Consider the following 25,822-nt stretch of genomic DNA (forward strand, 5'->3'; position numbering starts at 1 on the left):
GTAAACTGGCCTCCACATTGCTCAGCATCGATGACGAGGAGGGGAAGATGACCCGTTCTCTGCAACGCGTAGCCCTCATCGGGTTCGGGGCGGTGGGGCGCGCCTTCGCCCGGCTGCTCCTGCGCAAGCGCGAGGAGATCCTCCAGCGCTACGCGCTGGACCTGCGGGTCACCGGGATCATCACCGCCCGCCGGGGGGCGGCCTGGGATCCCGAGGGGCTGGACCTGACCGCCGCCCTGGAGGCGGTGGAGCGGGGCGGGGATCTGAGCGCCCTCAGCCGGAGCCCGGCGCCCCGGGAGACCCTGGCCTTCATCGAGCGGTGCCCGGCGGATGTGGTCGTGGAGATCACCGTCCTGGATCCGCGCACCGGACAGCCGGCCACGGACCACGTTCGGGCGGCCCTGCGCTCGGGTCGGCATGTGGTGACCGCCAACAAGGGCCCCCTGGCCTTCGCCTACCGGGAGCTGCGGGACCTCGCCCGCTCCCGCGGCCGGGCCTTTCTCTATGAATCCACCGTGATGGACGGCGCCCCGCTCTTCAGCCTGGTCCGCGAGGGGCTGCCGGCCACCCACATCCTGGGCTTCCGGGCTATTCTCAACAGCACCACCAACTTCATCCTCACCCGGATGGAGGAGGGGATCCCCTTTGAGGAGGCCGTGCGGCAGGCCCAGGCCATCGGGATCGCCGAGGCCGATCCATCGAATGACATCGATGGATGGGACGCAGCGGTCAAGACGTGCGTGCTGGCCAATGTGTGGATGGAGGCGGATCTGCGGCCGGATGCGGTGGAGCGGACCGGCATCCGGGGGATCGGGCCGGAGGACCTGGCGGCGGCGCGGCGGGAGGGGCGCCGGATCCGGCTGGTGTGCACGGCGGAGCGCTCGGCGGACGGGACGGTGCGGGCCCGGGTGGCCCCGGAGGCCGTCCCCCTGGAGGACCTGCTGGCCCACGTGCGGGGGACCTCCTCCGTGATCACCCTGCGCACCGACACCCTGAAGCAGCTCACCCTAATCGAGCACGAGCCCGAGCCGGCCCAGACGGCCTTCGGCATCCTGGCGGACCTCATCAACGTCGCGCGGGGCCATTGGGGATAGGGACCGCTGATCGGAATCGGCCCTGGGAGGTGCTTGCGCGCCACGTGCCGGCCTCTTGTGCCGATGGAGATCGGCCTCGCGGGGCGCTTGGTGCCGGGCGTCGGTCTGCGCCGACGGGGAAAGCCTTTTTGGCCGGCGCAGGCCGGTCACTGGCCGAAGGCCCATGAGGTCGAATTCACTTGACGCCCGGAGGCCGGCCATCCGGGCGAGAGCCCGTGGGGTCGAATGCATCCAACCCCTCCCGAGGCCGGAGAGCTGCCTTAGCGGTTGCGTTGCTCGATCTCCTCCAGACACTCCTTCGCCGAGGGGAGGGGATCCTGCCACAGCCATTCCACTCGCAGAGCGAAGCCCCGCACCGCGACGCTGGACACCCATCCGGCGGTCACCCGCTCCGCCTGGTAGGTCTCTCCGGACTGCCGATACACCCAGAGCTCCCGATGCTCGGGATCCACCACCCAGTATTCCGGCACCCCTGCCTGGGCGTAATCCTGGGCCTTCTCCTCCCGATCGAGGGTGCGGGTGGAAGGGCTGGTCACTTCGATGATGAGCACAGGGCGCACCGTAAGCGGGACGCCCCGGGCATGGGGGATGTCTTCCGGGGCCAGCACGAACACATCGGGCTCCCGTACCACGTCCGGCAGGATCTGGAGGGCCGCCGGGCCGGTCAGGGCTTCGCCCCACCGGGTTCGCTCGCAGAACTCCTGGAGCAGCCGATACAGGAAGCCGACCAGGCGCTGGTGTTCGGCAGTAGCTGGCGAATGCACCAGAACCTCCCCGCGGGCGAATTCCCAGATCTGATCCTCCGGGGCCTCCGTTAGATAGCGCTCCAGGGTCCAGCCCCCGATTCGCGCGAGATAGGGAGCCTCGAAAGTGCGCGGCCGATCCGTCCACACCACCATTTTCACGCCCATGGATCCGCCCCCTGGGTTTGACGTCCTCTCGTGACCTCACAGCCGGCGGGTTCTCCCAGGCCCCTTATTCCTTACGTTCCCTTCCATCGTATGGTATGCCCAGGAGAGGGTCAAGGCCTTCCCGTGGGTTTTCCCGCGGGGCCGAATCGGTCTCCGGTGGGCCATCGGCCTTCTGAGGCGTTTACGTGAGAGGCGCGGGTCCTCGCTGATGGCTGGCGCCGGAGGCCTCTTGTGCCGATGGAAATCGGCCTCGCGGGGCGCTTGGCGCCGGGCGTCGGCCTTCGTCAACGCAAAACGCCTTTCGGCCGGCGGAGGCCCATGAGGTCGAATTCATTCGACACCCCCCTCGCCTCCCATTACTGCCTCTTTCGCCACACCTGGGCCCGCATCCCCTCGAACTCCTTCTCCCAGCGGGGATCCTCCTCCAGGGCCCGGGCCAGCTCCTCCTGGAGGACTTTGTCGATCAGCAGGCGGTCGACCCCGTAGCGCGCCAGCCGCTCGTGGTAGCGGGACGCCCGGGAGATCCAGACGTAGTCCAGCCACAGCTCGTAGGGGTAGAGCTCCACCCGGGGGTCCACGAAGACCTTCTGCTCCGGCAGGGCCCAGATCAGGTAGCTGCCGTAGCCCATCTCGTTGAACAGGCGCCCGCCGGGGCGCGCCCGCAGGTATTCCACCGCGTCCACCGGCGTCTCGACCCCGACCAGCGGCCCGACGGGGTGCCCCCGCCACACCTGCCGCCAGTAGGCCTCCGGCAGGGGGATCCGCTCTACCCACCAGGGCTGCACGGCGAGGACGGGCAGGAAGAGCAGGGCGGCGAGGAGGGCGTTGAGCGGGCGGGGCGGCGGGCTGGGCCAGGGCCACGGCGGCAGGGCCCCGGCCAGCAGCCGGGCCAGGATGGGAGCGGCCACCATCCCGAACCAGATCACGTAGCGCTGGCCGTTCCAGGCCAGCCAGAGGAAGGCGACGAGCAGCAGCGCCTCGGTGGGGGAGAGGCGGTGGCGGGAGTAGGCGAGGGCCAGCAGCAACACCAGGATGCTCCCGTAGAACGTGACGTTGGCGATCCCGTGCGGGGTGGGGGAAGCCCACTCCACCACCAGGGTCTGGCTGGGCCGGTCGGTGAGCAGGCGGTGGACGTAGCCCAGGATCCCGATCCCCTGGGGGTTGAGGAGCAGGGCCAGCAAGGTGAGAGCGGCGGTGCCTGCCAGGGGGCGCAGGGTGGAGAGCGGGCGCTGCCCGAGGAGCGCCTCCAGGGCCCCGCCCGTCAGGAAGAGGAGCAGCAACACCGGGCCCAGGATGAAGGCCCCGTGGGCGTTGACCCAGAAGGCCATCAGCGGGGGGAGGAGGAGGAGGGCCCTCGGGCGCAGGGCGCCCTCCCGGAAGCGGGCGAGGAGGAGGTAGAAGATCGCGAAGGGCACCCAGGACCAGATCTGGGGGCGCAGCACCAGGTTGTTGAGGGCCATGCCGGCGGCCAGCGTGAGGGCCAGGGCGGCCAGGCGCCCGGAGCCGCTGCGGCGCTTCGCCTCCCATCCGATCAGGGCGAAGGCCGCGAGGGCCAGGAGGTTGCGGGCGAAGGTGGGAAGCGGAAGCCCCCCGGCGCGGTAGAGCCAGGCGAGGAGGACCTCCCCCAGCCAGGCCCCGTAAGTGAAGGGGGCATCCGGCGGCAGGGTCCAGCCGAACATGTTCGTAGCAGGGATACGCCGCTCATCGAGGATGAGCGCCCCGATCTTCAGGTGCCACCAGAAATCGTTGGGGGGCAGTGGCACCAGCGAGACCAGGACCCCGAAGGCCGCAAGGACCACAGTGAACCAGAGGAGGTCGATGGAGGCCCTTATCCCGTGGGTCCGCATGGCATTTCTTTCTCCGGGAGATGGTTCGGCATCGCCGCGCCGCGCCGGGCCAGGAGGACCCAGCCCAGCAGCACCGAGCCTGCCCAGAAGTAGAAGATCTGAGGCATGGAGGTGAACAGGAGGATCCCGTTCAGGAGCCCATAAGCCAGGATCAGCCCGAGACGTCGGGGCGCAGGGGAATGCGAAATCAGATGGTAGAAGGCAGGGATCAGCCCGACGAGCGCCAGCGGCAGGTCGAAGGTCCAGCCGTATGCCGCTGTCGCCAGGGAGATCAGCGTCCACAAGGGGATCTCCGAGATGGAGGGGCGGTAGCGCAGCCAGAGCCCCAGGCCGATGAGGGGGGGAAGGAACTGGAGGGCTACATACGAGGGGCCGATCAGCAATCTCAGGAAGCCTCCCAGGGTCGCAGTGGCCCAATCGGCGGGCGGGTGGTGTTGCCAGGCGTGGAGATACTGTTCGAAGACCGCGGGTTGCAGAAGCCCGGAGAGGGCGGAGGCTCCGGCCACGGCGGCGAACAGCCCGAGGGCGAAGCCGGGTTTCCGTTGCCGGATGGATTCGGCCAGCAGGGTCAGGAGCACGAGATAGGCCAGGTGGGGCTTCACCAGCAGGAGGGCGGACCAGAGCCCGGCCCGGAAGGGATGGCGCGGGAACGCGCGCATTGCCTCGACCAGGGCGGGCAGCATCAGCGGCGTGATCTGACCGGCTTTGAGGGCGTGGAGCGCCGGCGCGAAGGTGAAGACCAGGGCCCAGACCCCCCACGGCCGCGCCGGCCGGACGTGGAGGGAGCGGCTCAATTGCGTCCCGCTCCAGGCGAGGGCGGCCAGCTGAAGGAGGAACCACAGGCTGCGAGCGAGGGGATAGGGCAGCGCACCGAAGGGGACGAGGAGCGCCAGGACCCATGGGGGGTTCCACAGCATGACGGCTTCCTCCAGTGGGCGCCCCGCTTCCCGTTCGAGGCGGAGCAACTGTTCTGGATCGTAAGGGTTGCCGCCGGTGAGGGTCAGGCGGCCGGCCGCCCAGTATTCAACGAAGTCATCCAGGCGGATGAAGGATGGAGAGGTCAGGATCCGCTCGGAGAGCGCAAAGAGCATGGCGCCCGCAGCGATCAGCAAGGGCCATCGCATGACCCGATAGACCGTCCCCCGCATGGTCCGTGCTCCTTCTCTGATCATGGCCATGATTTCAATTCGACCTTATAGCCCTGGGAGATAAGATGGCGGATGAAATCCTTCCTCCCAAAGGCAATGATCGTAATCCTGTTTCTCTGGATTTCGACGAGCTGATAGAAGTCTTGGAACATTCTGGAGGTCAGCAGGTTATACAAAACTTGTTGGTTGAACTGGAAATCCCTGAGGAACAGTTGCCATCCGTATCCGTCCGTATGATCGTAAGGCAGGAGGAGCTCCGGGGGATCTCGGAAGAGCACCTCCGGGTTGAATGCCACATGACCCGGCACGGAGCCCGGATGCCATCGACGGCTGTGCGCCATCTCGCGATGGTTCAGTCCCATAAGATCCAGCACAGGCCCCTCATAATCGAGGCGGAATCGACCGGCTGTGACGATGCCAACCCGTGGCGGTGCAGGGGCGAAGAGGAGATTCATCCGATGGGCCAGCAGGCTTTTCTCTCTTGGGAGGTAAAACTCGAATCTCATTTGCATCTTATCCCATTCAGGGAAAGAAAGAATGGGTGTAGATGGGGATATATCCCATTGAGAGAGGCACAAATTTAGCCAGTTGTCTGTATTGATGAGGGGGAGAAGCAAGCAGAGGCAAAGTGTGAGCACATGAAGCCTATAAGGGATGGGGAGCAGGTTTGCCCACAGATCCCCAAGGGCGATCAGGAGGAGACCCAGGATCGGCCATATCGGCTGATAGAAGCGTGCCATAGGAAAATAGTCGGCGCCGGTCGTCAGGGGGATGGAAACACCCAGCAGTGCCAACCCGGTCATGTGGAAAAGACGGATCAGGGCTCCGGGTGGCTCCTCTCTATCCGAGCCGCGAAGGGCGCTGATCAGGGTAGAAAGGCGGCGAAGGATGGTATGAACACCCCAGAGCAGGGCAGTGAGACCCATCCAGTAGGTAATCCCGAACTTCAGAAAGTAAATCACGCCGCTTCGCAGTGCCTGTGCGGGTGGAACACGCTTGGCGTAGAACGTGTTGGGCAGGAAATCTCCAAACAGACTAAGCCGCCATACGGTTAGAGCGATCAGGATGGCTCCACCGATCCCCAGCAGGGTGAGGGTCCGGCCCGTATTGATTTTGCGGCCTCGGGCGCGATGGTTGACGATGTCCAGCAGGATGAAGCCCAGCGCCCAGATCATCCCTTCTGGGCGGGACAGGATGAGAAAGGCAACCAATCCGCCTGCGATCCATGTTAGGAAGGCCACGCCACAGGGCGATCGCCACGCTGGTCACCCCCAGCGAGAGGAGCACCGTATCCATCAGGCTGATGGTGTTCCAGATCACAAAGCCGGGGATGCTCAGGATCCATATTCCGATAAAAAGGGTGGCGGGGGAAAGCCACCCCTTCTCGGTCCCTATGGTCCCAATCACCAACCCCAGCAAGATTGCCGTCAGGGTGCAGGCCACAAGGAGCACCCCGCTTTCCATCGGGATCCCGAACAGGTATGTTCCCAGCATGGGAAGCAGCCATAGGGGCGATGTAAATCCCTCCACCGGCTGCTCGCCTGGGTTGTAAACGAGGCCGTAGCCCTCCACCACATGCTTGGCGTAGACGGCGAAAATATAAGCATCGTCAATCCCAGGACCAGGGACATCCAGACATGCGAGGGCTGTCTTTGTCGCAATTCCGACCGCAATAGCGGAGGCGAGGAAAGCGAGGCTCCATGGAAGGATTGGCCCTGGTATGGCTGGCGTTTCTTTTAGCGATTGTGGGTTGCTCGGTGTCGATTGAAGATATGCCCTGTGGAGCATCCGGTGATCTCCTATCGGGATTGAGCGTTCAAGGTGTCTGGCTGGAGCTTCGTTTGATACCCGGCCGCGGTGAGGGCCGGCAGCGTCCATTGTATCCCCCAGCCGACGTGGCGGGCCATCCAGGCGGTGAGGGGTGCTCCGAGGAAGAAGGCGACCCAGACCAGGGCGAAGGCCGCGCGCAGGGCCGGGCGGGCGGCGGGAGCCTGTTCCCAGAGCAAAAGGGCTGGGAGCAGCAGGATGGCCCCGTCGTAGATCATCGCATGCGGGGTCAGATACAGGGTGAGGACCACCGCCGCCGCAAAGCGCAGGGGCTCCTCCCGGTGGCGGCGCCAGAAGCGGAGGACAGCCCCGGTGGCGATGAGCGCGGAAAGGAGCGCGAGGGCGTCGGCCAGGCGGGGCTGCCCCGGCAGCAGCAGCCGCCAAAACCCCCGCGGGCTGTGCAAATGCCACAGCGGGAACTCCTTCCAGGACGGAAGATCCGGGTAAATGTTCAGGGCGAAACGCCCATAGGCGGCTGTCGCTTCCGGCAACAGCGCCCCAGAGAGGGTCAGCAGTGTGGCCCCGGTCAGGCCCAGCCCGAACAGGGCCCGCCATCCGCGAGGGCCTTCCATCCCCCAGAGAAGCAGGAGCCCCAAGAGCAGATGGGGCTTATACAGCAGCAGCCCGGAGAGGGCGCCGGCGGCCATCGCGCGGTTCCGCCGCCACATGATCCAGACCCCGGTGAGGAGGGCTAGGCTGAGGAGCCCGTTCTGCCCGAAGCTCACCGAGGCGAAGACCGGGAGGAAGGTGAGGGCCCAGGCGGTGGTCTCGAGGAAACGGGCGGGTCGGAGGGCCCGCATGCTGAGGACAAGCAGCAGGAGCTGCAGGGCGCTCCAGAGGGCGAAGCTGATCAGATAAGGCGGGAGGGAGAACGGCACGAAGAGGAGGGCGAAGAAGGGTGGGTTGAGGAAGGCGTGGTAGGCTGGGAGGTGGGGCCCGATGATCGCCCGCTCGGCGGCCAGCTGCGCCTCCGGGTCGTAGAGGCGGGCCGCCTGCCCGTGGCGGATCATCCACCCGGCGGCATAAAATTGGAGGTAATCCGTCCCGATCACCTGGCCGGCGAGGTCCAGGTTCCCCGAGCCGCCGAGCAGGCTGAGGAGCCATCCGCTCCACAGGGCGATCCCGGCGATCCATGCGTAGCGGAGGCGGATTGGGGTTAGATAATCGAATTTTCTCATCATCAACGATCTTTTAATGAAAATAAGTAGTCATATATCATCAAGATTAGAGCAATTGGTGGAAAGAAGGCTAGAAGAGCAACTCGCAGTAATGCGCCAGCAAATAGGAGGAAAAAAGATCCTAAATAAACAAAAATTATTAAATACAATAATCGATAAGATGGTTTCCAGGCTGACCAAAATGAAAAAATTGGTATAATTATAACCAAATCATGAATTAGGACATATGGTGCGGCTATTAACGGATATAGAATCGCAAATATCCAAGCAGGGATTTGGTTTGGGAAGGGGAGGTTACGTAGCGAATGAGCGAGCCAGGCAAGCCCGATACCAAACAATAATAATTGTAATGTAGAAAAGATTGTTAAAATTGGCTTGGCGGATACCGGAAAAATGGTAGCCAGTAATCCGTAAGGTGTGATTAATGCGAATGAAGGGAAGCCCTGGATCCACGGCAACTCAAGCAGGAGAGATTGAAGTCTAATATAATCCCAATATATTGCTAAATTTCCGCTCAATATGTCAATGAAGATCCATAGAATTGCAGTAGCGGTGAAAGTTAACAATGCGGCCCATTCCTTCCAGATCATCCATAATATGAGGAAACCAAGTGTAAAATGAGGCTTATACAGGAGAAGGCTACACAAGAGACCAGCTAAACTGGGGTGGCCGGCACGTTGCCACCACAGAATGTTGGTAACCAGCCATAGAGTAAGTCCATGATTTTGACCTACTCGCCAGCCTAATGCAAAAGGAAAGAATGAAAGAACAAGAATAATCATTTGCCAAAATGTTAATCCAGACGATTTTGTTTTATCGTTAATAATCATATAAAGTTGATGTGTTGAATGAAAAACCAAAATCAGGGTAAGTATATTCCAGATGAGAAAAGCAACAGGCAAAGAGAAAACACTAAATATACTATAAAACATAGCTACATAGGGCGGACTAATAAATGGGTTGAGCCCTGGATAAGAGGTGGGTGCAATGAGTGATTCTTGAATATGGGCTTGTGCTTGGAAATCGTATAGATGAGTCGGATTATGACGATAAAGGAGTCCCGCTCCATAGAGTGTAATGAAATCGGTCCCCAAGATGAACCCCCAACCTCCCTGCCAGCCTTGTCGAAAAAGAAAATCAAAGCCTATTGCTGCCCAAAGGACAGCAAAAATTAATCTTGGATAATTGTGAAGTCGCTGAATCATTTTATAGTTCATTGGTTGTTTTCTATTTAACCTTGCTGATCTCAAAGATGTATATCGGTGGATGCAAGAAAGATGGGCTCCCGGATAGCGAACGGGGACCGCATGGCCGATCATCCCGGTAGTAAAGATGGGTCACGCGGTAGCGTTGAAGCAAGGCGCGTTCCTCCTCAGGGGGAAGGTCCCCCTGGAAGAAGGCGGCCACCTCCTCTCGTTTCCGGGCCACCTGGAATGTCGCTCCGGGGTGGCCCAGGACCACCCGGCCCCGGATGTAACCGGCCAGGAAGTTCCCATCCTCCTCGCAGGCGAGCACGACCACCTGCGCCCCCTGCTGGCGCAACCCCATGGCGGCCTCGAAGGCGGCAACCGGCTCGAACACTGCCCGAGGGAAAGGGCCTGTCCCCAGCATGGAGAGCGCATACACCGTGTAGAGAAACGCGTTCTGACTATACAGCGCGATCCCTATCGCGGCGCCCCCGAGAACACGACGACCGGGGGTGGTCCACCACGAGCGAAAGCGGGCGTATAAATCCGCCGCCACGGGAGCCGCGAGCGCGGATAGGAGCGGCCCGATGCCATATGCAAAGCGCCGAGCGTAGGGAAGCGGCAGGTAGGAGAGAAGGAACAGCGCGCCGGCGGATCCGGCGAGGAACCGCCAGCGGGTGACGTCTGGGCCCGCCGACGCGCCCCATCCCCGAAGGACGCCCGGGAGCGCGAGAAGCCCCATCAGGCCGAAGGCGGCCAGGACCAGCGGAGGCGGATAAGGCGGCTGGAGGTTCTGCTGACCATACGCGACGCTCCAGAACGGATCGCGCTGGAAGATGGCGACATGATAGCCCACCAGCGGGACCGTCAGGAGGACCGGGGGGGCGATGTGGCGGAGCCCCGGGATCATCTCCTGACGGTGGACGCTGAGCCACACGCAGAGGAAGGCCAGGAAGGAGATCAGGCTGAAGGGATTCAGCGCGGCCAGGAGGAGCGGCGTTGCGGAGAGGCGCAGCCTGGATCCCATCGAGGCGGAGGAGGGCGGGGCGCTCAGGTCGGAGAGCGCCGTCAGGAGCAGGGCCAGGGCGAGGGTGAGATGAGGCGGCGCCATCAGGGCCAGGAACGTGTTGTGTTCGATCCGCGTGGCCACATCCATGGCCGCCTGCCCCCATGGAGATGCGATGCGGAACAGGGAGAGGCCCAGCGGGATCATCCAGACCGGCCCGGTGGAAAGCGCCAGCCCAAGGGCGATGGGATGGTGTTCCCGGTCTGGAAGGAAAGCGCCGAAGAAGCTCAGCAGGCGATCCCAGAGGATCAGAAGGCCCGCCACGGCCACGACGGCGTAGAGGCTTTCCAGGGGGGCTCCGAGGATCCGAGCGAGATGCCCCAGCGCGACATAAAAGAGATACTGCAGGGCGGGCGGATGGGGCTCCGGGGAGAACCGATTCACGATCCGCCAGGCGCCGGCCATGCCCTGATCCATCGCCGAGAGATACTGGGAGAAATCCCCGCCGTAGACCCAGGGTCGGGCCAGCCGCCAGCCCGCCGGCGGAAACCCGAACGCGATCGCCACCGGCCCTCCCAGGAGCAGGAGAAGGACGAGGGCCCCGATCGGTTTCTGAAGAATCGGGAGACGGGCGTGCTTCTTCTCCATTGGGATCACGCTGTCCGGTTTTAGAAAGAGACAGGATACCGAAGGCCCATTTTCAAGCGCACGTTCTCACTTCGGCGGCCGCTGATAGCGGCGGCGCAGGGCCTCAAGGGGGGCGCCCCGCACCTCGATGCGAACCCCCTGGCCGATCCCGGCCCAGATCCCCCAGTGCAGGTGTTCGATCTCCTCTGGATCGAAGCCCATCAGCCGGGCGCCGATGACGTCGACGGCCAGGGGATCGGCCCCCACGAGCAGCACCCCGTGGGGCACCGGCGTCCCGAACAGCGGCCCATCCCCCTCCATCCCGATGACGCCGTCGATGACGCTGACGACGGGGGGCAGGCTCTGGCGCAGGCCCAGGATGCTGGGCGTGAGGCCGTTGACGTGCAGCATGTTCTTGGGCCACCCGTAACGGATCCCGGGGACCACCCCGAACAGGTTCTTGAGGCTCAGGGTGACGCCAGCCCAGTGATGGGTCTTGAGCTTGGCGGCGGAGACGATGAGATCGGCCTCGACGACGTGGCGGGGGAGCCACAGGCGCGGCTGCCCGGGGAACCAGCCGTCCCGCGCGGGGACCGGCCGGGGATCGTCGTAGTTGAGGTCGATGAAGGGGATCCCCCGGCGGGCCAGGACGGCGGCCAGGCCGCTGTGCTCGACCACCGGCCCGGCGTCCCGGCGGAACCCGGGGCCCTCGCCGACGACGATCTCCGCCGCCCCCCGGGCGCGCAGCACATCGAGGATCGCGCCCACCACCTCGGGGGCGGTGACCAGGGGGCGTCCTTCGATCCACTCGATCAGGTTCGGCTTCACCAGCACCCGCTTGCCGGCCACATCCGGCATGCCGGCCTGATCCCACAGCGCCATCAGGGCGTCCCGCAGCAGGGCCTCATCGTAGGAGAGGGAGGCGCCCAGGGCCACCGTCGCCGGGGGCTCCACCCGCCGCCGCCAGCCCCGCAGCAGCCAGGCCAGGAACCGCCGCACGCCCACCGGCTGCGTTCGGCGCTCGGCGAAGGCCAGCCCGCCCCCGATGCCGGCCAGGAGCAGCAGGCGCAGGAAGGCCCGTCGGGTCAGCCGCGGGGCGGCCATGGCCAGCCTCCGTTCAGGGCCAGCGCCGACAGGGCGGTGACGTAAGGGTTGCTTTCCCAGCTTCCATCCGGCGCTTGTTGCCTTTGCAGCCGCTCTCGGGCCTCCGGGTCCTCGATCCCTATGGCGGCCAGGGCGATCTGCCCCAGGGCCAGGGCCATGGCCCCGCCGTCCCGATGCATCTCCGCGCGCAGCGCCGCGACGTCCTCCGGGCGGATCGCCTGCGGGGAGAGGATCTGGAGGGCGAGGAGCGCCCAGGCGGTGGGGTGGGGGCGGGGGGGCAGGTTCGCCCCCAGCATGAAAGGGTTGCCGAAGTTCCAGCCGCCGCCGACGCACCGCCGGTCCACGAGATAGCCCACCGCCTCCGCGATCCGGTCCCGGTGCGTCTCCACGGCGGCGGCGGCGTGAAGGGCGAGCAGGGCCAGGGCGGTGGGTTCCACCCAGGAGGCCTCCCCGGGCCGCCAGGGCCAGCCCCGGAGGGACGGATCGATCCGCAGGGTCCGGCGCACCTCGGCGGTCAGCTCCGCGGCCTCGATCCGGATGACGGGTATCTCGATCAGCCAGCGCACGCCCCGGGCGACCTCAGGAGCTCGAGGGTCCAGACGGGCCAGCCCGAGGATCCCCCAGGCGGTCATCCAGTGGCTTTCGGGGTCCTCGGGATCCATGCCCCAACCCCCATCCGGCCGCTGCGCCGCTTCCAGCCATCGCCGGGCCCGTTCTACGGCCGGCGCGGCCTCGGGGTCCGGACCCAGGGCCACAAGGGCTGCCCCGGTGGGCTCCGTCGCCGAAGGGGATCCGGGTCGGTAGCCCCATCCCCCGTCCGGGTTCTGGGATCGGGCCAGGAAGGCCCGGGCGTTTCGGGCCGAAGGCTCTCCCGGCGTGCCCATCCGCTCCCCGTGAAGCGAAAGTCCTTCCTAAGGAACGACGTCCATGCTTCGTGAGGTGCCTTTGTCATTCTACCTGGGATCATGGACAGAAAGGCCGGGATCCCGTTCCGTTGGAAGAACAGGATCCCGGCCCTTGGGGAGGAGAAGGGGTGCTTTACGAACCCTGCAGGCCGCTGACGATGGAGGAGAACACGGTGCTGACCTGGGTGCCCAGGATGGTGAGGATGGCGATGACCACGACGGCGATCAGCACCAGGATCAGGGCATACTCCACCAGCCCCTGCCCCTTCTCCCGCAACCACAGCCACGCTTGAAGCAACCGGACCATCACGCACCTCCTTGGGTTTAAGGTTTCTGACCCATAGTGTAAGCCGTTCGCGCCCGGAGGCGAGTAGGACTTTGGTCATGGGGGGTTGAGAGCCTGTTGGCTCGCGGTGTGCCCATTTTTAGAATCCTGGCGATCGCGCCCTCCGTTGCCTGGAAAAGTGGGAGCGCTTCCGGGAGAGCGTCCCCACCCAAGCCGGGATCCCGTTCCGCCATGAGAACAGGATCCCGGCCCTTGGGGAGGAGAAGGGGTGCTTTACGAACCCTGCAGGCCGCTGACGATGGAGGAGAACACGGTGCTGACCTGGGTGCCCAGGATGGTGAGGATGGCGATGACCACGATGGCGATCAGCACCAGGATCAGGGCATACTCCACCAGCGCCTGGCCCCTTTCCCGCAACCCCAGCCACGCTTGAAGCAACCGGACCATCGCACACCTCCTGATTCAGAATTCTCACTTAAATATACGCTCAAAACACGCTCCGGAGAATAGGACTTTGGTCCTAATATGCCAGGTTAAGATGATTTAACCGAATGGAGTTTAAGAGAATCTATGAAGCTCTCTTAAAGGTGAAGGTGAGGCTTGCGGATGGACTCGGGGGAGATCGGAGGGGTGGAGGGGAAGTGGGGGCGAGGCGGGTGAGGGATCCGCCCCGCCCCGGCGGGGTCGCGTTCAGCGGGGGGTGGCGGCGGTGGGGACCCCTCGGTGCTCCAGCTCGGCCAGGAACTTCTCGGCCTCCATGGCGGCCATGGCCCCGAAGCCGGCCGAGGTGATGGCCTGCCGGAACCAGCGGTCGTGCACCTCGCCGGCGGCGAAGACCCCCGGGACGCTGGTGTGCAGCCGCTCGTTCACCCGGATGTAGCCGGCCTCGTCCAGCTCGAGCTGCCCCCGGAACAGGGCGGTGTTGGGCTCGTAGCCGATGAAGATGAAGACGCCATCAGTAGGGAACTCCCGCTCCTCCCCCGTCTTCACGTTCCGCAGGCGCACCGCCCGCACCCGGCCCTCGCCCAGGATGGCGGTGACGATGGTGTCGGTGATGAACCCGATCTTCGGGTTGCGGCGGGCGCGCTCCTGCAGGATGGGCTGCGCGCGGAACTGGTCGCGCCGGTGGATGATGGTCACCCGGCGGGCGTAGCGGGTGAGGAAGAGGCCTTCTTGGAAGGCGCTGTCGCCCCCGCCCACCACGACCACCTCTTTGTCCGTGAAGAAGAAGCCGTCGCAGGTGGCGCACACCGACACGCCGCGCCCCCAGAACTCCTGCTCCCCCGGGACGTTCAGGCGGCGCGGGGTGGCCCCGGTGGCGACGATCACCGCCTTCGCCTGGTATTCCCCTCCGTAGGTTCGGATCTGGAAGGGATGCCCTCGGAAGTCCACCTCGATGGCCTCGTCGAACTCAAAGCGGGCGCCGAAACGCTCGGCCTGTTGCTTCATGCGCTCCGCCAGCTCCGCCCCCCCGATGGGCTCCGGGAAGCCGGGGAAGTTCTCGACGAGGTCGGTGGTGGCGATCTGCCCGCCGACGCTGTTGCCGGTGATCACCAGCGGCGAGAGGTTCGCCCGCGCCGCGTAGAGGGCCGCCGTCAGCCCCGCCGGCCCCGCGCCCAGGATGATCAGGTTCTCCATCGTGACCCTCCGTCCTCATAGATCTCGGAACAAGTCCTCCAGGTCGACCTCCAGGCCCGGGATCAGGCCGCTGCGCACCCGACCCTTCCCCCGGGCGGTATCGGCCAGCACGAACCGCTCCCCCTCCAGCCGGTAGACCTCCACCCGCTGGGTGTCCGGATCGACCACCCAGTACTCCTGCACCCCGGCCTGGGCGTAGTCGTAGCGCTTCTCCAGCAGATCCAGATGGGCCGTCGAGGGGGACAGGATCTCCACGATGAGGTCCGGCGCCCCCTCGATATGGGTCTCCCGCAGGCGGTCCGCGTGCTCTTTCAGGACGACCAGGAGGTCGGGCTGGTAGACGGTGTCCTCCCGCAGCTTCACGTCCAGCGGCGCGTCGTAGACCCATCCGATGCCGGCTCGACGCACCGCCTCGACGAGCAGGAGCTCCAATCGCAGGGAGATTTCCTGATGCCTTCGGGATGGCGATGGGCTCGGCATGGGCACCCCCCGAACGAGGATCCAGTAGCCCGGTTGAGTCTCCGTCCACCGTCGGAAGTCCTCGTAGCGTTCGAACCGCAGGCCCTCGGCGATCGCGCGCGCCATCTTCTCCCCCTTTCGGTTTCAGGAAACCGGCTCCGGGACCGGCTGGGCGCGCCAGATTTTGGTGGGATCCTGGATGCGGTCCGGGAACAGGATGCCGTCCAGGTGGTCGATCTCGTGCTGGAAGACCCGGGCCACCAGCCCCTCGGCCCGGATGCGGACCCGCCGCCCCTCCGGGTTGAGGCCGCGCACGATGACCCACCGGGCGCGGGGGACCCAGCCGTACCATCCGGGGATGGAGAGGCAGCCCTCCACCCCTTCCGCGATCTCCGGGGAGGCCTCGACGATCTCCGGGTTGATCACCGTGTAGAGCACCCCGCTGCCCGGCACCTCCTCGTCCTCCGGGACCTCGACGACGATCACCCGCAGGGGCTCCCCCACCTGCGGGGCGGCCAGCCCGATCCCCTCCGCCGCCCGCATGGTCTCGACCATGTCGGCGATCAGGCGGCGCAGGGCCGGGGTGATCCGCGTCACCGGCTCGGCCTTCCGCCGCAGGATGGGCTGATCCGCCATCACGATCGGCCGCACCGCCATCGGTTCGTTCCCTCCTGGTCCCATGCGGATTAGATGCAGATCCCCGCGGCGCGTGACACCCCGGGAGCCCGGTCGTCCCGCCGCGCGTCTTCTCATTTTAAACGGAGTCCCCTCATTTTTGCGATCCCGCGGGGTCGAATGAATTCGGCCTGGGGAGGCCTTGGGCCGATGGTTGACCTGCGCGCCGAATGAATTCGGCCTTGGAAGGCCTTCGGCCGACGGTCGGCCTGCGCCGACCGGAAGAGTGTTCTTTACGTCGGCGGAGGCCGACGCTGGGCGCGCCAGCGCCTTGGAAGGCCGATTTCAATCGGCGCGAAGGCCTTCGGCCGACGGTCGACCTGCGCCGACCGGGAAGGCGTTCTTTACGTCGGCGGAGGCCGACGCGTGGCGCGCAGCGCCCCTGAAGGCCGATTTCAATCGGCGTGAAAAGGCCAACGCGGGGCGCGGAGCACGCCGAAGGAATTCGCCCTTGGTCGGAGGCATTCGTGTGTTCGTGTCTCTATTTGTGGACGGCCCGCCGCGACCGGTGAGGCCCTGGTAGGCTGCTGGCAGGCCGAAATGAATTTCGGCTTCCGTCTTTGACCGTTCGCCGCCCCCGCGGTATGCTCCTATTTCGAAACCCCTCGGTTCGGGACGCTACCGATGGATGGGGAGCGTGGGTATCCCTGGCATCTGCCGCCCGCCCTGGCCCTGCATCTCGAGATCCTCCGCTACCCGATCCTGGCCCGCCGGATCCGGGAGCGGATGCGCCAGGAGCTGTTCGCCCGCGGCATCATCACCCCCGAGGCCTTCGAAGCCGAGGTCCGGGAGAAGGCCCTGATCTCCCAGCGCCTGGAGGGGCTCACCGATCCCTTCGGCCAGGAGTCGGCGGAGGAATGGGAGGAGCGGCTGGCCCAGATCCGGGACCAGCTGACGGAGTTCTATTTCGCCTACAACCTCCCCCACAGCCTGTTCGTGGAGATCGTCCGCTCGGTGCTGGAGGAGCGGGCGCCGGGGCACCGCCCGGTGCTCACCTTCAACCCGGAGCTGGCCCCGGTGGAGGCCCTCTTCGCCCAGGCCGAGGCCTACGAGGCGGCGCCCCCCGAGCAGCGCAAGGCGGTGCTCCCCCACTTGAAGGAGATCCGCGTGGTGCTCATCAAGAGCATCATCAGCGATCAGCTGGCCTTCGTTGGCATCGCCCGGGAGCATTTCACGTCGGCGGACCTGCGGGCCATCTACGAGCGGCGCATCGGGCAGGGCAAGATCGGGGGCAAGGCGGCGGGGATGATGCTGGCCTGGCGGGTGCTCCAGGCCCCTGACCCGGAGGATCCCTTCCCCCTGGCCGAGCGGGTGGGCATCCCGGATTCCTGGTTCATCGGCGCGGACGTCTTCTACGAGTTCATGGAGCGCAACGGGCTGCTCCCTTACCTGAACCAGAAATACAAGCCCGAGGAGGAGATCCGAGCGGAGTTCCCCGAGGTGCAGCACGCCTTCTTGGCGGGACGCTTTCCGGGCTGGTTCGTCCAGCGGCTGCGGGACCTGCTCCGGGAGGTCGGACCGCATCCCCTGATCGTGCGGTCCTCCAGCCTCCTGGAGGACAACTTCGGCGCCTCCTTCGCCGGCAAATACGAGAGCCACTTCTGCCCCAACCAGGGCTCCCTGGAGGAGAACCTGGAGGCGTTGCTGACGGCCATCAAACGGGTTTACGCCAGCGTCTTCCACCCGGACCCTCTGATCTACCGGCGGCATGTCGGGCTGCTGGATTACGACGAGCGGATGGCCATCCTGCTCCAGAAGGTGGAGGGGACGCGCTACGGGCGCTACTTCTTCCCGCCCGTCGCGGGGGTCGCCTACTCCCGTAACCCCTTCCGCTGGAGCCCGCGCATCCGGCGGGAGGACGGCTTCATGCGGATGGTGGTGGGCCTGGGCACCCGGGCGGTGGAGCGGGTGGCCCACGATTACCCCCGCATGGTCGCCCTCAGCCACCCGGGCCTGCGCCCGGAGAAGGACCCCCAGGCCATCGCCCGCTACGCCCAGCACTTCATCGACGTCATCGACCTGGAGGAGAACGCCTTCCGCACCCTGCGGGTCCACGAGGTGCTGGAGGGGGATTACCCCGGCCTGGCTTACCTCGCCGCAGTCCATAAAGGGGACTACCTCCAGCCTCTCATCGGCCGCCACGTGGACCCCCGCGCCCTGGTCCTCACCTTCGACCGCCTGCTCCAGGAGACGGACTTCGCGCCGCTGATGCGGGCGGTGCTGCGCAAGCTGGAGCGCCACTACGGCCGCCCGGTGGACATCGAGTTCGCGGTCCTCCTGGAGGGCGGGCGGCCGCCCCGCCCGATGCTGCGGCTGCTCCAGTGCCGCCCGCAGACCGATCGGGAGCAAGCGGCCCGTCCCCGCATCCCTCGGGACGTCCCGGAAGAAGACATCCTGTTCGCTTCGTATCAGATGGTGCCCCACGGGGCGGTGTATAACATCCGCTACGTCATCTACGTGGATCCGATGGCCTACACCCGCATCCCGGAGCTGAGCGCCCGCCTGGAGATCGCCCGGGTGATCGGGCGGCTGAACCGCCGGCTGGCAGGGGAGCGGTTCATCCTCATCGGACCCGGGCGCTGGGGAAGCGTGAACCCGTATCTGGGGGTGAAGGTGGGCTACGCGGACATCTACAATGCCCGGGCGCTGGTGGAGATCGGGCTGCGGGGAGCCCAGGGGTCGCCTGAGCCCTCCTACGGCACACATTTCTTCCGCGACCTCATCGAGGCGCAGATCTATCCCCTGGCCCTGAGCCCGGACGACGAACGGGCGGCCTTCCGGGCCGATTTCTTCCTCCGGGCGCCCAACGTTCTCGCCGCGCTGCTGCCGGAGGAGGCCTCCCACGCGGAGGTGGTGAAGGTCATCGACATCCCCGCCGTGGCCGGCGGCCGGTATCTCCACCTGGTGATGGACGGCGATCAGGAGGAGGCCATGGCCTACCTGGGGCCGAAGGTGGAGGATCCGGGTGCTTGAGATCGGCCCAGCCGGAACCCTGGCAGAGCTCGGGGGACGAGACGATGCGCGCGGAGCCCATCCGATTCACCCTCCTCGCCCGGGACGGCCGGGCGCGGGCCGGTTTCCTGGACACCCCCCACGGCCGGATCCCGACGCCGTGCTTCGCCCCGGTGGGCACCCAGGGGGCGGTCAAGACCGTGCCGGCGTGGGACCTGGAGGCTCTGGGGGCGAAGCTCATCCTGGCCAACACCTATCACCTCTATCTGCGGCCCGGGGATGAGCGGATCGCCCGCCTGGGCGGCCTGCACCGCTTCATGGGCTGGGACGGCCCGATCCTCACCGACAGCGGGGGCTTCCAGATCTTCAGCCTCCAGGGGTTGCGGGAGGTGGACGACGACGGGGTGACCTTCCGCTCCCACCTGGACGGCTCCCTCCACCGCTTCACCCCGGAGAAGGCGATCCGCATCCAGGAGAACCTGGGGGCGGATCTGATCATGTGTCTGGACGAGTGCCCGCCTCCCCTGGATTACGATTACAATGTGCGAGCTCTGGAACGGACCCACCGGTGGGCGGAGCGCTGCCGGGCGGCCCACACCCGCCCGGATCAGGCCCTCTTCGGCATCGTGCAGGGCGGGGTCTTTGAGGACCTGCGGACCCGGAGCGCCCGCTTCCTGATCGGCCTGGATTTCCCGGGCTACGCCATCGGCGGGCTCTCGGTGGGCGAGCCCAAGGCCCTCACCTACCGGGTCCTGGAGCTCATGGACGCCCTGCTGCCGGAGGAGAAGCCCCGTTATCTGATGGGCGTGGGGACCCTTCTGGATTTCGTGGAGGCGGTGGCGCGGGGGGTGGATCTCTTCGATTGCGTGATGCCCACCCGGGTGGCCCGCCACGGGACGGCGATCACGCGGACGGGGCGCCTGAACCTGCGCAACGCCCTCTACGCGGAGGACCCCCGGCCCATCGATGAGACGTGCGGCTGCCCCACCTGCGGGCGCTTCTCCCGGGCCTACCTGCGCCACCTGTTCAACGTCGGGGAGCCCCTGGCGATGTATCTCACCACCCTGCACAACCTCTACACAATGTTCCGGTTCATGGAGGACATGCGGCAGGCCATCCTTGAGGGGCGCTTCGCGGAGTTCCGGGCCGCCGTCCTGGAGGCCCACGCCGCCCTGGCCCCGGAGGAGGCTGACCGATGAGCGCCGCGCCGCGGGCCCCGGAGATCGCGGCGGTCCTCCTCGATCTCGACGGCACCCTCTACACCGCAGAGGGACCGATCCCGGGCGCCGCCGAGGCGGTGCGGGCCCTCCGGGCGCATGGGGTGACGGTCCGCTTCGTCACCAACACCACCACCCGCAGCCGCCGGGCCCTGGCCGAGCGGCTGAACCGCATGGGCTTCCCGGCCGTCCCGGAGGAGATCTACAGTCCGCCCTGGGCGGCGGGCTGCTTCCTGCGGGCCCGGGGCGCCCGGGCCTTCCTGCTGGTGCCGGAGGGCGCGCGGGAGGACTTCGCCGGCGTCCCGGAGGATGACCAACGGCCCGATTACGTGGTGGTAGGGGATCTGGGGGAAGATTGGACCTTTGAACGCCTGAACCGGGCCTTCCGGCTGATCCTGGAGGAAGGCGCCGGCCTCATCGGCCTGGGGCGAACCCGTTACTGGCGGGCGGCGGACGGGCTCCGGCTGGATGTCGGTCCTTTCGTCGCCGCCCTGGAGGAGGCCACCGGGCGGAAGGCCCTCATCCTGGGGAAGCCGGATCCCGCCTTCTTCCGGTTGATCCTGGAGGATCTGAAGGTGCCGCCGGAGCGAGTGGCGATGGTGGGGGACGACATCGAGATCGACGTCGGCGGGGCGCAGGGGGTTGGGATGCGGGGCGTCCTGGTGCGGACCGGCAAGTTCCGCCCGGCGGACCTGGAGGGATCGATCCGCCCGGATGCCGTGTTGGGCTCCGTGGCCGAGCTGCCCGTGTGGCGGTTCGGGTAACCGAACCGGCGGGGGCGCCCGGTCAGCGCCCCCGCCGGCGTTTCGCGAGGCTCACTTGCCCTTCCCCTTCTCCTGGCCGGGCGGCGTCTCCGGCCGCTTCTCCTGCCCGGGCGGGGTCTCGGGCCGCTGCTCCTGGTGAGGCTTGTTCTCAGGCCGGTGCTCCAGCCCGGGCGGCATCTCCGGCCGCTTCTCCAGCCCAGGCGGGGTCTCCGGCCGCCCGCCGCCCTGCTTCGGCGGCATAGCCGGCCCGGCCTCCACGTTCTCACAGTGCGGGACGCCCATCCTCCCCTCATTGAAGGCCGCCAGGACCTCCGCCCAATGGATCAGGGTCTGGCCCTCCGGCGACGAGGCCGGGACGCCGGGGCTGTGGCTTCCGAACCAGGCCGTGGCGGCGTCGATCACCGCCGACACCTCCAGCGGCGGCGTCGCCCCGTTCGCCACGTTCAGGACCGCGGCGATGTATTGGTGGGCCAGGATGTAATACGCGTCCCCGCGAGGTGCTGTCCAGAGGACCTGCATCCAGGTCTTCCCGCTGGAGAAGAAGGTGGCGTCCGGGGAATAGCCCTCCGGCCAGGCATCCGGGTGGGTCTTCCAGAAGCCATAGGTGAGGACGCAGCCGACCGGGCACGGTGGGGCCGTCAGGTGCACCACCGCCTCCGCCGTGCGGGTTTCGTGGGTGTCCCCTTCGGTCAGGGTGGCGACGTTGTGGAGCTCCGCCATCACATCGCAGGCCGTCTCGTTGGTGATGGTCTTGTGGAAGGACACGGAGCCGGAATCGTGGAAGGTCCACGGCCCGGTCTCACTGGGCATGCAGGTGAAGCCAGCGGGGCAGTGCTCCTCATCGCTCACCGAGGCGGATTCGTCCACTTCGACCACCGTAGGCGAATCCGGCAGGGAGAAGCCCGCCTTCGGCTCCGGCCCGAAGGGCTCGCCGAGATGACCGGAGTGGTTGGTGATGGTGACGTGGGCGCGGTTGCGATACTGGGTGACGCCCTCAAGCGGCGTGAAGGGGATCTCGTAGTCATAACAATGGGACTCGCCCGGATCAAGGATCGGCTTTTCGGTGATGTCCACCGTCACCGTGAGGAAGGGGGTCCAATCGGTCACATCTGGAGGCTTCTTGTATTCCACGATGTCGGTGATCGCCAGGCCCTCGGTAGCCGCTTCCCCGGTGTTGGTGACGCAGATCGTGCCGCGCACGCCGGCGGATTCGCTCTCCCCGACCTTCTCCCGGGTTACCACGATGGTATACATCACCTCCCCGCTCTCCCCGCGGGCGAGGGTGAGGGCGTCCGGGGAGGCCGACTTGGTGAGGGACCAGTCGTAGGTGATGACGTGGGTCCAGAAGCCCTCCGCGGTTTTGTCTGCAGCAATCGAGGTGCCGGCCTCGCCCTGCTGGGGATCCGCGCGAGGTGGGGCGATCTCCCGGCCTCCGGTCCATCCGGAGACCACGGCGGCGAGGCCGGAGGGGCTTCCGGCCGCTGCCATGGCGGTGCCGAAGGCCACCAGGGCGATGGCCGCGATGGCGATCACGAGCCCCAGCCGCAACCATGTGCTCCGCATAGGTCACCTCCTCTCAACTTTAATGCGCTTTCTACCTGAAATACCGTTATTCGCTGCTCGAAGGATATGGTTATGGATTATATAACCTAAGTTATGAAATTTTTACTTTAGATACTTTAGAGGTGGAGGGATAAAGGATTCACGGCAGCCGCCCCTTTTGTTCTCATCGATTTCAGGGGCAGCGGGCGGCCCTGCAGCGGCGAAAACCAAGCCGCGCAGGCCGGAACTCGAACCCCGGCATGACCGGCTAGCCCCTGGCAAGGTCATGCGTGTGTAGAGGCGACCAGCCGGTCGCCCCTCCAGCTACTGGCATCCCGTCGATAAAGCAGGAAGCAGCCGGTCATGGATTTCATCCCAAGCGGGTGAGATCCAATGATGGGTTGCGGAACGGATCGGTTTCGGGGTTCCGGACGGAGAAGAGGTGAGCGCTTTCGGTTCCCGCCCGGAGGGCGGTCCTGTGGAGGCCGTCCTCCGGGCGGGTGTCGGTGGGGGATGGGGTGGTCTCAGGGATAAATCCCCCGGATGAGGGTGGCCTGGGCGACGCGCCAGATGGCCAGGGCCTGGGCCGCCGTGCGGTAGTCGCCGCGCTTCAGGCCGTAGGGGCGGAGCTCCTCCTCCTTGGCCAGCACCTCGTAGAAGGCGCGCTTCAGGATCCGCTCCATCCGGCTGTTGATCTCCTCCTCCGTCCAGAAGAACGACTGCAGATCCTGCACCCACTCGAAGTAGGAGGCGATCACCCCGCCCGCGTTGCACAGGATGTCCGGGACGATGAAAACCCCCTTCTCGATCAGGATCTCGTCGGCCTCGGGGGTGGTGGGGCCGTTGGCGCCCTCGGCCAGGATGCGGGCCTGGATGGAGGGGGCGTTCTCCGCCGTGATCTGGTTCTCCAGGGCGGCGGGGATGAGCACATCCACCTTCAGCGTCAGGAGCTCCGCGTTGGAGATGGGCTCCCCCTCGGGGAATCCCACTACGGTCCGGTGTCGACGGACGTGTTCGACGAGCTGGGGGATGTTCAGGCCTTTCGGGTGGTAGACGCCGCCGTGGACGTCGCTGACAGCCACCACCTTCGCCCCCATCTGGTGGGCGGTGAGGGCGGCATAGGAGCCCACGTTCCCGAAGCCCTGGATGGCGAGGGTGGCCTGCTCGATGGGGATGCGGTTCACCTTCAGGGCCTCGGCCACCACCATCATCACCCCGCGGCCGGTCGCCTCCACCCGCCCCATCGTCCCTCCGACTTCCAGAGGTTTCCCGGTGACCACGGCGGGCTGGGTGAAGCCGGTGTGCATGGAGTAGGTGTCCATGATCCAGGCCATGATCTGGGGGTTGGTCCCCACATCCGGTGCGGGGACGTCCCCACCCGGGTGCATCAGCAGGCTGATCTCGGTGGCGTAGCGGCGGGTGAGGCGTTCCAGCTCCCGGGGGGAGAGCGCGTTGGGGTCCACAGCCACGCCGCCTTTGGCGCCCCCGTAGGGGATGTTCACCAGGGCGCACTTCCAGGTCATCCACATGGCCAGGGCCCGCACCTCCTCCAGGGTGACATCCGGGTGGTAGCGGATGCCGCCCTTGGTGGGGCCGCGGACGGCGTTGTGGTGCACCCGGTAGCCGGTGAACATGCGGATGGAGCCGTCGTCCATCTGGACGGGGAAGTTGACGATCAGCTCCCGTTTGGGGCGGCGCAGGAACTCGATCAGCCCCCGCTTGAGGGGATGGCCCGAGGCTTCCAGGATATGGGCGGCCTTGTCGAACTGGGCCAGGGCGGCCTGCCAGGCCTGCAACCCTTTCCGGATGGCCTCCGGAGAAGAGTAGGATGGACTGTAGATCGGCGCTTCGATGCGATCGCCCTCCATAGTCCCTCCTTGCGCATGGATCTATCGCCCATAAATTCCGGAGGGCCAGCCGATGCTGGCCCTCCGGGAACCGTCGGGGCCGGGATGGAAGTTTACACCCAGCCCCGCAACCGCATGGCCTCCACCACCCGCTCGATGGCCACGATGTAGGCGCCCAGCCGGTTGTGCACCCGGTAGCGCCGGGCCGTCTCGTGCACGGCGTGGAAGGCCGCGGTCATCTTCTCGTCCAGGCGCTGGTGCACCTCCGCCTCGCTCCAGTAATACCCGTAGGCGTTCTGGACCATCTCGAAGTAGGAGACCGTCACCCCGCCGGCGTTGCAGAGGAAGTCCGGGATGACGTAGATCCCCTTGTCGTGGAGGATGTGGTCGGCCTCTGGGGTGGTCGGCCCGTTGGCCAGCTCGGCCACGATGCGGGCCCGGATGCGCGGCGCGTTCTCGGCGGTGATCTGGTTCTCCAGGGCTGCCGGGAAGAGCACCGTCACCGGCAGCTCCAGCAGCTCCTCGTTGGTGAGGGCCTCCGCCCCAGGGAAGCCCACCACGGTCCCGTGCTCCCGCTTCCAGGCCGACAGGGCGGCGAAGTCCAGCCCCTTCGGGTTGTAGACCCCGCCCTGGGAGTCACTGACCGCCACCACCTTCAGGCCCAGGAGCTCGGTCCCCAGGCGGTGGGCGTGCTGGCCGGCGTTCCCGTAGCCCTGGATGGCAGCGGTGGCCCCGTTCAGGTCCAGGCCCAGGACCTTCGCCGCCTCCCGGGTGGCGTAGATGCCACCGCGGGCGGTGGCGTCCTCCCGGCCCTTGCTCCCGCCCAGGGGCAGGGGCTTGCCGGTGATCACGCCGGGCGCGTTGTAGCCGACGATGGTGCTGTATTCATCCATCATCCAGGCCATGATCTGGGGGTTGGTGTAGACATCCGGCGCGGGCACGTCCCGCTCCGGCCCGATGAAGGGGGCGATGGCCCGGATGTAGGCGCGGCTGATGCGCTCCAGCTCCCCCTGGGAGAGATGCTTGGGATCGCACACCACGCCGCCTTTCCCACCGCCCAGGGGCAGGTCCATCACCGCGGTCTTCCAGGTCATCCACGCCGCCAGGGCCCGGACGGTGTCGAGGGTCTCCTGAGGGTGATAGCGGATGCCGCCCTTGGCCGGACCGCGGGCGTCGTTATACTGCACGCGGAAGCCCCGGAAGATGCGGATCGAGCCGTCGTCCATCCGGACGGGGAAGGTCACCTGGATCTCCAGCTTGGGCCAGCGGAGCATCTCGTGGATGTGGGGCTCCAGGCCGATCACCTGGGCGACCTCATCCAGCTGCTTCTGGACGATCTCGAAGGGGTTCAGGGTCTCCGGCTTGATCTGTTCCACCGCCATGGCGATCGCTCCTTTTGGGAGATAGAAGATGGGGTAGGGTCTCCGGGATCGCAGGGCCCGGAAAATAATACGGGGCCACCCCGGGCGAGGTGGCCCCGTATGCGATCCTCCGGTCCGCTTTCCGAACGATCTTCCCCAACCCCATGGGATCCGTGCGGGAACTCCAATCAGCCTGCTTTCATTCTACCCGGAAGAGGCCGCTCCGTCAACCCGGCGCGCCCGGCGA

General features: G+C 66.2%; 21 protein-coding genes. 4 read left to right on the forward strand and 17 right to left on the reverse strand.

Annotated features, from left to right (window positions below):
* Nucleotides 1-47: 47 nt before the first annotated feature.
* Nucleotides 48-1,094: a homoserine dehydrogenase gene (locus CFB18_RS06805; protein ID WP_088571047.1), complete on the forward strand. Its 1,047-nt coding sequence runs from the start codon at nucleotides 48-50 to the stop codon at nucleotides 1,092-1,094.
* A 260-nt stretch (nucleotides 1,095-1,354) separates the two neighbouring features.
* On the opposite strand, the gene CFB18_RS06810 is transcribed toward CFB18_RS06805, so the two are convergent.
* The 14 genes from CFB18_RS06810 to def all read right to left on the reverse strand — a co-directional run bounded on the left by CFB18_RS06810 (nucleotide 1,355) and on the right by def (nucleotide 15,874).
* Nucleotides 1,355-2,005: a Uma2 family endonuclease gene (locus tag CFB18_RS06810; RefSeq protein WP_088571048.1), complete on the reverse strand. Its 651-nt coding sequence runs from the start codon at nucleotides 2,003-2,005 to the stop codon at nucleotides 1,355-1,357.
* 356 nt (nucleotides 2,006-2,361) lie between these two features.
* Nucleotides 2,362-3,852 (reverse strand): hypothetical protein, encoded by a 1,491-nt coding sequence (locus tag CFB18_RS06815; RefSeq protein ID WP_088571049.1) that lies wholly within the window; start codon nucleotides 3,850-3,852, stop codon nucleotides 2,362-2,364.
* On the reverse strand, nucleotides 3,834-5,000 hold the full coding sequence (locus CFB18_RS06820) for a glycosyltransferase family 87 protein (protein ID WP_159461618.1): 1,167 nt from the start codon (nucleotides 4,998-5,000) through the stop codon (nucleotides 3,834-3,836). Before CFB18_RS06820 ends, CFB18_RS06815 begins: the two co-directional genes overlap by 19 nt.
* Before the next feature lie 20 nt (nucleotides 5,001-5,020).
* Nucleotides 5,021-6,175: a hypothetical protein gene (locus CFB18_RS06825; protein WP_088571051.1), complete on the reverse strand. Its 1,155-nt coding sequence runs from the start codon at nucleotides 6,173-6,175 to the stop codon at nucleotides 5,021-5,023.
* Between the two features lie 624 nt (nucleotides 6,176-6,799).
* Nucleotides 6,800-8,005: a glycosyltransferase family 87 protein gene (locus CFB18_RS06835; protein WP_088571053.1), complete on the reverse strand. Its 1,206-nt coding sequence runs from the start codon at nucleotides 8,003-8,005 to the stop codon at nucleotides 6,800-6,802.
* 2 nt (nucleotides 8,006-8,007) lie between these two features.
* The gene (locus CFB18_RS06840; protein WP_159461619.1) at nucleotides 8,008-9,222 is read right to left on the reverse strand and encodes a glycosyltransferase 87 family protein; all 1,215 of its coding nucleotides are present in this window, start codon (nucleotides 9,220-9,222) and stop codon (nucleotides 8,008-8,010) included.
* A gap of 10 nt (nucleotides 9,223-9,232) precedes the next feature.
* Nucleotides 9,233-10,765, reverse strand: coding sequence for a hypothetical protein (locus tag CFB18_RS06845; RefSeq protein ID WP_143597543.1), 1,533 nt, complete (start codon nucleotides 10,763-10,765; stop codon nucleotides 9,233-9,235).
* Between the two features lie 147 nt (nucleotides 10,766-10,912).
* Complete coding sequence (locus CFB18_RS06850) at nucleotides 10,913-11,929, reverse strand: DUF362 domain-containing protein (protein ID WP_088571056.1); 1,017 nt, start codon at nucleotides 11,927-11,929, stop codon at nucleotides 10,913-10,915.
* Complete coding sequence (locus tag CFB18_RS16260; RefSeq protein WP_088571057.1) at nucleotides 11,911-12,813, reverse strand: prenyltransferase/squalene oxidase repeat-containing protein; 903 nt, start codon at nucleotides 12,811-12,813, stop codon at nucleotides 11,911-11,913. Before CFB18_RS16260 ends, CFB18_RS06850 begins: the two co-directional genes overlap by 19 nt.
* 154 nt (nucleotides 12,814-12,967) lie before the next feature.
* Nucleotides 12,968-13,141: a Flp family type IVb pilin gene (locus CFB18_RS06860; protein WP_088571058.1), complete on the reverse strand. Its 174-nt coding sequence runs from the start codon at nucleotides 13,139-13,141 to the stop codon at nucleotides 12,968-12,970.
* Nucleotides 13,142-13,393: 252 nt separating this feature from the next.
* Nucleotides 13,394-13,567: a Flp family type IVb pilin gene (locus CFB18_RS06865; RefSeq protein ID WP_088571059.1), complete on the reverse strand. Its 174-nt coding sequence runs from the start codon at nucleotides 13,565-13,567 to the stop codon at nucleotides 13,394-13,396.
* A 243-nt stretch (nucleotides 13,568-13,810) separates the two neighbouring features.
* Complete coding sequence (trxB, locus tag CFB18_RS06870; protein WP_088571060.1) at nucleotides 13,811-14,758, reverse strand: thioredoxin-disulfide reductase; 948 nt, start codon at nucleotides 14,756-14,758, stop codon at nucleotides 13,811-13,813.
* Between the two features lie 15 nt (nucleotides 14,759-14,773).
* Nucleotides 14,774-15,343 carry a Uma2 family endonuclease gene (locus CFB18_RS06875; RefSeq protein WP_088571061.1) on the reverse strand — a complete coding sequence of 190 codons (570 nt, stop codon included), beginning with the start codon at nucleotides 15,341-15,343 and terminating at the stop codon, nucleotides 14,774-14,776.
* 18 nt (nucleotides 15,344-15,361) lie between these two features.
* Entirely contained in the window at nucleotides 15,362-15,874 is a 513-nt protein-coding gene (gene def / locus CFB18_RS06880; protein WP_088571062.1) for a peptide deformylase, read from the reverse strand.
* Nucleotides 15,875-16,516: 642 nt separating this feature from the next.
* Between def and CFB18_RS06885 the strand changes: the two genes are divergently transcribed.
* Genes CFB18_RS06885 through CFB18_RS06895 form a run of 3 tightly spaced genes read left to right on the forward strand, consistent with a single transcriptional unit; the run spans nucleotide 16,517 to nucleotide 20,825 of the window.
* A complete protein-coding gene (locus CFB18_RS06885) occupies nucleotides 16,517-18,865 on the forward strand; it encodes a PEP/pyruvate-binding domain-containing protein (RefSeq protein ID WP_088571063.1) in 2,349 nt (782 codons plus the stop codon).
* Between the two features lie 44 nt (nucleotides 18,866-18,909).
* A complete protein-coding gene (gene tgt / locus CFB18_RS06890) occupies nucleotides 18,910-20,043 on the forward strand; it encodes a tRNA guanosine(34) transglycosylase Tgt (RefSeq protein WP_088571253.1) in 1,134 nt (377 codons plus the stop codon).
* On the forward strand, nucleotides 20,040-20,825 hold the full coding sequence (locus tag CFB18_RS06895) for a TIGR01458 family HAD-type hydrolase (RefSeq protein ID WP_088571064.1): 786 nt from the start codon (nucleotides 20,040-20,042) through the stop codon (nucleotides 20,823-20,825). The genes tgt and CFB18_RS06895 overlap by 4 nt, the downstream gene beginning before the upstream one ends.
* Nucleotides 20,826-20,876: 51 nt before the next feature.
* Here the strand turns inward: CFB18_RS06895 and CFB18_RS06900 are convergent, their stop codons facing one another.
* The 3 genes from CFB18_RS06900 to CFB18_RS06910 form a co-directional block, all read right to left on the reverse strand.
* On the reverse strand, nucleotides 20,877-22,388 hold the full coding sequence (locus CFB18_RS06900; RefSeq protein WP_088571065.1) for a proline-rich domain-containing protein: 1,512 nt from the start codon (nucleotides 22,386-22,388) through the stop codon (nucleotides 20,877-20,879).
* Between the two features lie 503 nt (nucleotides 22,389-22,891).
* Complete coding sequence (locus CFB18_RS06905) at nucleotides 22,892-24,235, reverse strand: Glu/Leu/Phe/Val family dehydrogenase (protein WP_088571066.1); 1,344 nt, start codon at nucleotides 24,233-24,235, stop codon at nucleotides 22,892-22,894.
* Between the two features lie 92 nt (nucleotides 24,236-24,327).
* The gene (locus CFB18_RS06910) at nucleotides 24,328-25,596 is read right to left on the reverse strand and encodes a Glu/Leu/Phe/Val family dehydrogenase (RefSeq protein WP_088571067.1); all 1,269 of its coding nucleotides are present in this window, start codon (nucleotides 25,594-25,596) and stop codon (nucleotides 24,328-24,330) included.
* Between the last annotated feature and the right edge of the window lie 226 nt (nucleotides 25,597-25,822).

This window comes from Thermoflexus hugenholtzii JAD2 (assembly GCF_900187885.1).
Taxonomy (GTDB): domain Bacteria; phylum Chloroflexota; class Anaerolineae; order Thermoflexales; family Thermoflexaceae; genus Thermoflexus; species Thermoflexus hugenholtzii.

Bases quoted from the DNA above. Each gene is read 5' to 3' on its own strand.
- CFB18_RS06805 (WP_088571047.1), top strand. From the start codon at position 48: ATGACCCGTTCTCTGCAACGCGTAGCCCTCATCGGGTTCGGGGCGGTG.
- CFB18_RS06810 (WP_088571048.1), bottom strand. From the start codon at position 2,005: ATGGGCGTGAAAATGGTGGTGTGGACGGATCGGCCGCGCACTTTCGAG.
- CFB18_RS06815 (WP_088571049.1), bottom strand. From the start codon at position 3,852: ATGCGGACCCACGGGATAAGGGCCTCCATCGACCTCCTCTGGTTCACT.
- CFB18_RS06820 (WP_159461618.1), bottom strand. From the start codon at position 5,000: ATGCGGGGGACGGTCTATCGGGTCATGCGATGGCCCTTGCTGATCGCT.
- CFB18_RS06825 (WP_088571051.1), bottom strand. From the start codon at position 6,175: ATGATCTGGGCGCTGGGCTTCATCCTGCTGGACATCGTCAACCATCGC.
- CFB18_RS06835 (WP_088571053.1), bottom strand. From the start codon at position 8,005: ATGAGAAAATTCGATTATCTAACCCCAATCCGCCTCCGCTACGCATGG.
- CFB18_RS06840 (WP_159461619.1), bottom strand. From the start codon at position 9,222: ATGAACTATAAAATGATTCAGCGACTTCACAATTATCCAAGATTAATT.
- CFB18_RS06850 (WP_088571056.1), bottom strand. From the start codon at position 11,929: ATGGCCGCCCCGCGGCTGACCCGACGGGCCTTCCTGCGCCTGCTGCTC.
- CFB18_RS16260 (WP_088571057.1), bottom strand. From the start codon at position 12,813: ATGGGCACGCCGGGAGAGCCTTCGGCCCGAAACGCCCGGGCCTTCCTG.
- CFB18_RS06860 (WP_088571058.1), bottom strand. From the start codon at position 13,141: ATGGTCCGGTTGCTTCAAGCGTGGCTGTGGTTGCGGGAGAAGGGGCAG.
- CFB18_RS06865 (WP_088571059.1), bottom strand. From the start codon at position 13,567: ATGGTCCGGTTGCTTCAAGCGTGGCTGGGGTTGCGGGAAAGGGGCCAG.
- trxB (WP_088571060.1), bottom strand. From the start codon at position 14,758: ATGGAGAACCTGATCATCCTGGGCGCGGGGCCGGCGGGGCTGACGGCG.
- CFB18_RS06875 (WP_088571061.1), bottom strand. From the start codon at position 15,343: ATGGCGCGCGCGATCGCCGAGGGCCTGCGGTTCGAACGCTACGAGGAC.
- def (WP_088571062.1), bottom strand. From the start codon at position 15,874: ATGGCGGTGCGGCCGATCGTGATGGCGGATCAGCCCATCCTGCGGCGG.
- CFB18_RS06885 (WP_088571063.1), top strand. From the start codon at position 16,517: ATGGATGGGGAGCGTGGGTATCCCTGGCATCTGCCGCCCGCCCTGGCC.
- tgt (WP_088571253.1), top strand. From the start codon at position 18,910: ATGCGCGCGGAGCCCATCCGATTCACCCTCCTCGCCCGGGACGGCCGG.
- CFB18_RS06895 (WP_088571064.1), top strand. From the start codon at position 20,040: ATGAGCGCCGCGCCGCGGGCCCCGGAGATCGCGGCGGTCCTCCTCGAT.
- CFB18_RS06900 (WP_088571065.1), bottom strand. From the start codon at position 22,388: ATGCGGAGCACATGGTTGCGGCTGGGGCTCGTGATCGCCATCGCGGCC.
- CFB18_RS06905 (WP_088571066.1), bottom strand. From the start codon at position 24,235: ATGGAGGGCGATCGCATCGAAGCGCCGATCTACAGTCCATCCTACTCT.
- CFB18_RS06910 (WP_088571067.1), bottom strand. From the start codon at position 25,596: ATGGCGGTGGAACAGATCAAGCCGGAGACCCTGAACCCCTTCGAGATC.